General features: G+C 30.5%; 3 protein-coding genes and 1 pseudogene. 2 read left to right on the forward strand and 2 right to left on the reverse strand.

Translation table 11 applies throughout. The features are described from left to right. Positions 1-423: 423 nt before the first annotated feature. Positions 424-570, forward strand: a pseudogene (locus tag BXU01_RS24025) (hypothetical protein); the annotation flags it as partial. 159 nt (positions 571-729) lie between these two features. Here the strand turns inward: BXU01_RS24025 and BXU01_RS23360 are convergent. Together BXU01_RS23360 and BXU01_RS23365 are read right to left on the reverse strand one after the other, a co-directional pair. After that, entirely contained in the window at positions 730-3,126 is a 2,397-nt protein-coding gene (locus BXU01_RS23360; protein WP_083696228.1) for a TonB-dependent receptor, read from the reverse strand. Positions 3,127-3,858: 732 nt separating this feature from the next. After that, complete coding sequence (locus BXU01_RS23365) at positions 3,859-4,689, reverse strand: M57 family metalloprotease (protein WP_083696229.1); 831 nt, start codon at positions 4,687-4,689, stop codon at positions 3,859-3,861. Positions 4,690-5,257: 568 nt separating this feature from the next. Between BXU01_RS23365 and BXU01_RS23370 the strand changes: the two genes are divergently transcribed. Beyond that, the gene (locus BXU01_RS23370) at positions 5,258-7,972 is read left to right on the forward strand and encodes a S8 family serine peptidase (protein ID WP_083696230.1); all 2,715 of its coding nucleotides are present in this window, start codon (positions 5,258-5,260) and stop codon (positions 7,970-7,972) included. The last annotated feature ends 282 nt before the right edge of the window (positions 7,973-8,254 follow it).

Below are 8,254 nucleotides of genomic sequence, written 5' to 3' on the forward strand. Positions count from 1 at the left end.
TCTTTATTCATAAAATTTAAAATTCGTATTTTTAAAAATGTAAAATTGCTGTTGTTTAAAGCAACTCTTTTTTTTCAAAAATATTAAACGAATGAATTAACATATTACGGAGTTTTTATATAAAATTTACGGAATCTTTGAGTAAATAACTAAATACAGATTAATAAATTTCAGATAATATTGAGCTTTTTTTTATAATGTTGTTTGCACAGGCTTAGAAATTAATTAGATTGAAAAAGGAATATAATCTGCCACTTTAAGTTCATTGGAAATTGAAAAATACAAATCAATTTTATTATATAAAATTGCTGTTATGAATCATAAAAAGTGTAATTCATAATAAGCAAAACAATTAAGTTTATCAGATCAGGAATTTGGTTCTATAGATGATATGACTATAACACAGGATATGAGCAGTTTGTCAACAGACTAGATTCAAATTACTTAACCAAACCCATTGCGTATAATCTGAATACGAGAGATAATGAAATGATAGTATCAATGGTAGCAAATTTTAAAGATGAATCAGTTCTTAGAAAAATGCATATTGTGATAAATAGTAGTTTTTGATCTAAAAGACAGAATACAGAAACAACCAGGAATAATCTAAAAAATAAATCATAAGTTACTAAAAAATAAGCCATAACTGATAATTCACTAGTATTGGTCAAAACAAAAAAATGGCCCTAATAATTATTAGGGCCATTTTTTATTATTGTTAAAATTCAATTAGAATTTATATGCTACACTTCCCATTACTGTGCGTGGAGCCTGAACATTGATTGTTGTATAACCATTAAAATACAATTCATCTGTAAGGTTATTAACTTTTAATGATACTCTGTATTTAGGCTGATCATAATACAATGCAGCATTTACCACAGAATATGAAGGAAGCGCAAAAGTTTCACCTGGTCCGCTATTGTAGATATAGTTTGCATCTCCATAATTACCTCCAAATCCTAAACCTAATCCTTTTAGTTTAGTATTTTGAAGATTATAACTAAACCAATAATTGATTAGATTTTCCGGTCCTGCCGTTACAGGTCTTAATTCATTCAATTTAGAGTTATTGTTTGAGTACCCCACAAGAAGATTTAATCCTGCAATTGGATTCGCAGTAATCTCTAATTCAAAACCTTTACTAAATTGTGTACCGTTTTGTATGCTTGCATTTGGTAAATTAGGATCTGCTGTTACAATATCTTTAACTTTAATATCGTAGTAACTAATTGTTGCGCTTACTTTATTTTGGAAAGCATTAATTTTTACACCACCTTCAAACTGATTCGCTTTTTCCGGATCAAATTGTTTCATTTCAAGAACACCGCCAGCATTAGCATTTAAGAATCCTTTGTTGGTAAAACTATTCTGGTAATTACCAAATACAGAAATTTGATCTTTAACGATTTGATAAACTACACCAAATTTTGGAGAGAATGCATTTTGAGAAAAAGTATCTGCCTTTGTATTTGATGCTGCATCAAATGATCCCTGATTTTCAAAATGATCAAAACGTACCGCCGCTGAAACGATTAATTTTTCTGTAATGTTAATTGCATCAGCAACATATACACTATAAGTTGCTATAGAGCTGTTAGTCGTATATGGAGGATTACCATTTCCTGCAAGTGCATCTTTTACGTTGGTTGGGTTAAAATCATAATAATTTGCTGCTGTTCCAGTATAATTTATTTCATCATATGGAGCGTAACCCGGTAAACTTTGATATCCTAATTTATTTGTACCAAAATATAAATCACCACCTACTAAAAAGCGGTTTCTCATTGATCCTATATTAAAATCACCATTAAAATTTTGTTGGAATTCTATAGCATTATCTTTTCCATTTGCATCCCATGCATTTCTTGATAATTTTTGGTTTGGCAAAAGGTAAAACCAGGTTTGTAAACCACTTGCTTTGTTAGAACTGCTGCTAAATACAGACTGTGAAGTCCATTTGTCAGAGATTTGATAATTAGCCTGTGCAAACACGTTTAATGTTTTAGTGTTGGTCAGGAATTCATCTCCTAAAAACGATCTTTTGAAGTTGATATCTAAATCTTTAGCATTGTTAACTCCTAACTGAGCAATTGAAACCCCAAAAGGAAGATAAATTAAAGACATACCTGAGTTGTCTTGATTTCCTATTTCGGCATCAATAGAAATTGTCAGTTTATCATTTACTTTATAAGAGAAAGACGGTGCTACAAAAAAGCTTTTTGAAGAACCAAAATCCTGAAAAGTATTCGCATTTCCAAAAGCAGCATTCAGTCTGAACAATGCTGTATTGTCGTCGTTAACTGCAGTGTTGATATCAGCTGTCAAACGGTTAAAACCATAACTTCCGTTTTGATATGAAATTTCTCCTCCAAAATTTTCATAAGGTTTTTTAGTAACTCGATTGATTAATCCACCGTATGAAGACACTACGTTTCCAAAAAGTGTAGCAGACGGTCCTTTTATAACTTCAATTCTTTCCAGATTGACAGCGTCTGTATTACTGTTTACTTTTCCTGCAAGACCATTTCTTACTAAACTCTGCGTAGTAAATCCACGTAGTGAATACCATGAAGCTCCATCACCTGCACGATTAGTAGCTCCCCATAATTGGTATAAACCCGGAACGTTTTTTAAAGCTTCATCCTGATTTGTCACTAACTGATCTTTAATCAATTCTTTAGTTACCACATTATAAACCTGTGAATTTTCAAGGTTTTTAATAGACATTTTAGACACATATTGGCTTTCTGCTTTAGTATATTTGTTAGCATTACCTTTAACAAATACTTCAGTAAGAGCTTCAGAAGTAGTCACTAACACAAAGTTTTCTACAAGTTCATTTTCAGAGCTAACAGTAACATCCTTTTCCTTAGATGAAAACCCTACTACAGAAGCCTTAAGGATGTAATTACCTGGTTTTACGTTTTTGATTTCATAGTTTCCCTGAGCATCCGTAGTCGTTCCAATCTTTGTTCCTTTAAGAGTTACAGAGATGTTGTCAGCAGCTTCATCATTAGACAAAGACACTGTACCTCTTATAGTACCAGTTTGTGCAAACGAAGTTGCAGCTGTAAGCAGCATTAAACAGCAGCTCAATAATGGGATTAATATTTTTACTTTCATAGTTTATTTAGAATTGTTTTTAATAGCGCAAATTTATATTTTGTGCTAAAGCAAACCAAATAATTTATATTTATTCCAAATAATAAAACCATTAAGGCTTTTCAATAATTATTTCTCATTTTTTTTATGATAAAAAAGCAAAATTCATTTTTTTACATGCATTTACTCAGATAATAACTATTGAATTAGAAAGTTTAATATATATTTAATCTCACACTTACCAAAAAACTTCGTTATCTCTAAAGAGTAATTTACAGGTTTGAATACTTAATTTTAAATTACATTTCCTATCCTATCCCATGAAATGCTATTCTAAGTCCTAAAAATTGGTTTAATATATTATAATTATTAAGAAGAAACTTCAGCAGAATTTTCCATTTTATGCCATTCAATATCATCAAAGCTATAAAACATATCGAGATTATTTTTCAGTAGGATATATATATATTGTTTCTATACTTATTTCCGTTTCGAATTGCCATCCTCCAAGGTTCACCAAGATATTTTCTTTGTCTACTAAAATTCCTGAACAATAAATGCTGTCATTAAAAGCAATTATTAACCTATAAAATTATCATCAATTTCAACATTGGCTTTTACAATCTCTAAATATTATATATAAAGCTAATTCTTAAATAATAACCACTTAGTATTTAATATCTACAAAAAAGGCTGCTTCATAAATTATGAAGCAGCCTCTTATATTTTGTAAAGAGATCTCTAATTCAAATTCTAATATAAATAATTCAGAGCTGTAACGTCATTGGCATTGAAAGCCCCCGTTTCACTAGAACCGAAACATGCTCTCATATAAGATGTTGCATCATATCCTGAAGGTGTTCCAGGGATCTGAATTGCTCCTACACCCGCTGTCCCTTCGTTTGAATTCTGTCCACAACTTTGACGGCTGAACCAGTCTGTATGACGTAAACCAATACAGTGTCCTATTTCGTGTGCAGCTACGTGCGCATTTACACCTGTAGAATAAGTATCTAACCCAGAATATAACGTAACTGAATTATAAGGCGCTCCTCCTGAAGGAAAACCTGCTACTCCACCAGCTGATCCGGTCTGTCTTCTAACAACAATGTTTGCACCCGAAGTACTTGAGCTAAAAGTCAATGTAAAGTTAATAGACAATCCTAAATTATTATATCTGTTTATTGCAGCCTGCAATCCAGCGCGCATATTTGTAGACAGAGCTGTTGTACCAGTTCCTGTTAATCCAACAACTTTAATAGTTCTTGGAGCTGATACTAAATTAGTAGTACGGTATTGTTCTGTCGTAATACCTCCGTGAAGATCCATTTTATTTAATTGGTCTTGCGTTACTATGATATCTCCTTCTACTAAAAATGCATCTTCAGTAGTACCATCTAACTTAGTGTTTTTAATAACCTGGACATCTGTATTATTAAGTGAAAGTGAACTAATTTTATTTAACACATCTTGTGTTACTTTAAGCGATCCCTGATCTGATTGCACTGTCTCATCTTCTTTATTACATGAGAACAGCATTAGCGCCATAAATGACAAGGCCATAATTGATTTAACTTTTTTCATAATAGGTTTTTTTTGGTTGTTTAATTAAGTTGATAAATTAGGGGTCTTTACAAAATATTGTAATATTTGCCTTCAAATTTATATAATTTTTAATCTTAAAATACTTATAAAACAACAATTTAACAAATTTAATATTTTTTGTTATATTATTGTTTTTGTATTTTTAATAATAATTATCTGATTATTACGCCAAGCCCAGTAAAATCAATAATTAAATACAAATCAGCTTATTAACTTAATATTCCTACTATAATATTTTATTCTGTTCAGGATGTGTTAAAAATGATTTTATTATTTTTTATAAGATTTAAAATATAAACCGGGGTATAAAAACAGAATATTACTCATACAGATATGTAAGATTCCATTGAAACAAAAACTAGTAAAATTTTTACAAATATTTTAATAACTTTGGTTAACCTGCTACAGATAAATATTTAAAGGAGAAATCATTAAACACAAATTTCTTGTTTGATTTTATTTTAATTAAGTTGTAATAAAGAACTGTAATAGTCGATTTTTATAAGATTGATAAGAATGTTTACAATTGCCCTAATATCTACAATAAATGAAGAAACGAATTACTTTTCTCTTTTTTATGATAACAGCAATCAGTCTCTCACAAAGTGCTGAAAAATGGAAACAATACATAAAAAAAGAGAATGAAAGAAAATTTGAGAAATATTATTTTACAACTTTAGAAAATGCTTATTATAACAAATACAGAATTGTAAAAAAATTGGATAATACCTTTTGTATTGTGGAAAATGAAAGTTTAAAATCTAATCTGTCTTTAAAAAAAAATCTCCCGGCTAATAGCTTATGGAAATTACCATCAAATTTTTCAAATCATAAAGAAGATAAGCAGTATATAATAGCAACTGATACTATCAAAGCATTAATTACTGACTTAAAATCAATGAACATATCTGATATCAAAATAGTAGACAACCATCTTGTAATGATAAAAAGTGATTCAAAAAAAATTATTGATGAGATTATAACTTTGAGCAGTGTATCCTCTGTTTCACAAGAAGCTCTACAACCAAAAGGAGAATCTAAAATAATAGATCAAAATTTCAGCATTAATTCTATAAATAAAGCCAATGCAAATTTTCCTCTTTTGACTGGCGAAAATCAAATTGTATCTATAAAAGATGATCTTTTTGATATAAATGATATTGACCTGTTAAACAAACACATTCCCTCCCCAATAGAATCTTCTATTATATCAAGCCACGCAACTGCTATGGCGACTATAATTTCCGGATTAGGAAATAGTTCTAAATTAGGAAAAGGAGTCGTTCAAAAGGCCAGGATACAATCGTCTGACTTTTTGAATATTTATCCTGATGAAATAGCATCCTTACAAAATGCTGCCACTCAAAATCATTCGTACGGGACAGTAATTGAGAATTTTTATGGTTCCCTCGCTAATGTATACGACGCACAATTATTTTCAAATCCTGATTTAACACATTGTTTTTCTTCGGGCAATACAGGACTCCAGGGTTATAAATCTATTACAGGTAATTTCAAGCAATCAAAAAATAGTGTCGTATTAGGCTGTATTGACCAAAACGAAGTAATCATGTCCTTTTCATCAAAAGGTCCTGCATATGACGGTAGAATAAAGCCTGAGCTGGTAGCTTTTAGTACACAAGGAACTTCAAATTCTACAGCATTAGCTACAGGAATTATTATCCTTATGAAACAACATTATAAAGTCATAAACAATATCTCTTTGACAAATGCCTTGACAAAAGCAATTTTAATTAATAGTGCCAAAGATCTAGGCAATCCAGGACCGGATTTCACCTATGGTTATGGTAACATCAATGCTGATAAAAGCTTAAAAACAATCAGCGAAAATAGGATCATAGTCGGTAATTTGACATCTGGTCAGACAAATACACATTCAATTACACTGCCTGAAAATACCGAAAATTTAAAAATCACATTAGTCTGGAACGATTTGCCTGCAGAAATTAACAGTAATATAAGTTTGGTAAACGATCTCGACATCGAAGTTATTTCACCCGACACCACCACTTTCTTACCATGGATTCTTAATCCTGATATTCCTCAGCAACAAGCTGTAAGAGGAAAAGATAAAATTAATAATATAGAGCAAGTAACTATAGAAAATCCCGAATCGAGATCTTATACCATCAATATTATTGGTTCATATGTCTCGAATACTTCCCAAGCATACAGCATCGCTTACGAATATGAATTAAAAAATAAATTTGAATGGAATTATCCAGTTAACAATGACAATTTCCCTTATGACGGTAAGAACATTTCTCCTTTCAAATGGAATTCTACATTTTCTGGTATCCCCGGACAATTATCTATTAGTTATAATAATGGACAGACTTGGGAAATTATCGCAAATGATATAAATCTGGACAGTAAACAATTTACTTATACGCCTAAAGAACAAAAATTTTCAAAAGCTAAATTAAAAATGAGCATTGATAATACTGATTACATCTCTGATAGCTTTACGATTTCATATGATTTAAATATAAGTTCCAGCTTAGTTTGTGACGGTACAACAGAAATAAATTGGGACAAACCTGCAGATGTTACTTCATTTAATATTTATCACCTTACAGGAGATAATCTAGAATTTAAAGAACAAATAACAAATGCTAATTACACCTATACAGATGGAAAAATTTACACTGTTATTCCTGTATTTGACAATACTGAGGGAATAAAAAGTGAGTCAACATTACAGTACGCTCAAAACTCAAATTGTTACTTCGAGTTGGCTTTGGCAGAAGTTTACGAAGAGAACCAAATAAAGGTTAATGCCAGTCTTTTCAGCTTGTACAATATTAAAAAAATTGAATTAGTAAAAATAACTAATGGTACCGAAGATCTTATTAGTACAATAAATGAAATCAACTCAAAAACATTCACTTTTTTAGATGCTATGCCTACAAAAGGCAGTAATAAATATAAAATAAACATAATTTTAGAAAACAATAATATCATAAGCTCTCCAATTCTTGATACTAATTATTTAGGAAATACTTCGTTTTTTGTACACCCCACTCTATTAAGCAAAAATGAAGAACTAAATATTGAAACCCAAAAAGAGGAAAATGCTATTTTCTATTTGTACAATAGTAATGGACAAAACACTATTACGTCTCCATTACTTTCCAAAACTAATAACATTAACCTAAAAAATACTGCCTCAGGAATTTATATCTATAAGATAATTACAAACTTAGGTGAAACTCAAACAGGGAAAATTGCAGTTTTTTAATAATATATAATATTTTGGGCGTTTCCCTTTGGGTCGGGCTGTCCGCTAAATCTTTTGCGAGAGCATTTTTGTGTGAGGCTTTGCCGGAAATACAGAGTATCGCAAAAGGATACCGCTTCCATTCCTAACGCAATTTTTATGTAAACCGGAAATTTATATTGGTAGGCAATTCCAAGTAGTTTGTATTCTTTTCAGTCAAAAATTAAAGATTGGAATTTGATAAAACAAAAAATCCCCATCAAATAAATGATGAGGATTCTTAAAAGAAAGGCGACGACATAC

The organism is [Flexibacter] sp. ATCC 35103 (genome assembly GCF_001975985.1).
Lineage (GTDB): Bacteria > Bacteroidota > Bacteroidia > Flavobacteriales > Flavobacteriaceae > Flavobacterium.

Excerpts from the sequence above, each read along its gene's own strand:
- BXU01_RS23370 (WP_083696230.1), top strand. The coding sequence starts at position 5,258 with ATGAAGAAACGAATTACTTTTCTCTTTTTTATGATAACAGCAATCAGT.
- BXU01_RS23365 (WP_083696229.1), bottom strand. The coding sequence starts at position 4,689 with ATGAAAAAAGTTAAATCAATTATGGCCTTGTCATTTATGGCGCTAATG.
- BXU01_RS23360 (WP_083696228.1), bottom strand. The coding sequence starts at position 3,126 with ATGAAAGTAAAAATATTAATCCCATTATTGAGCTGCTGTTTAATGCTG.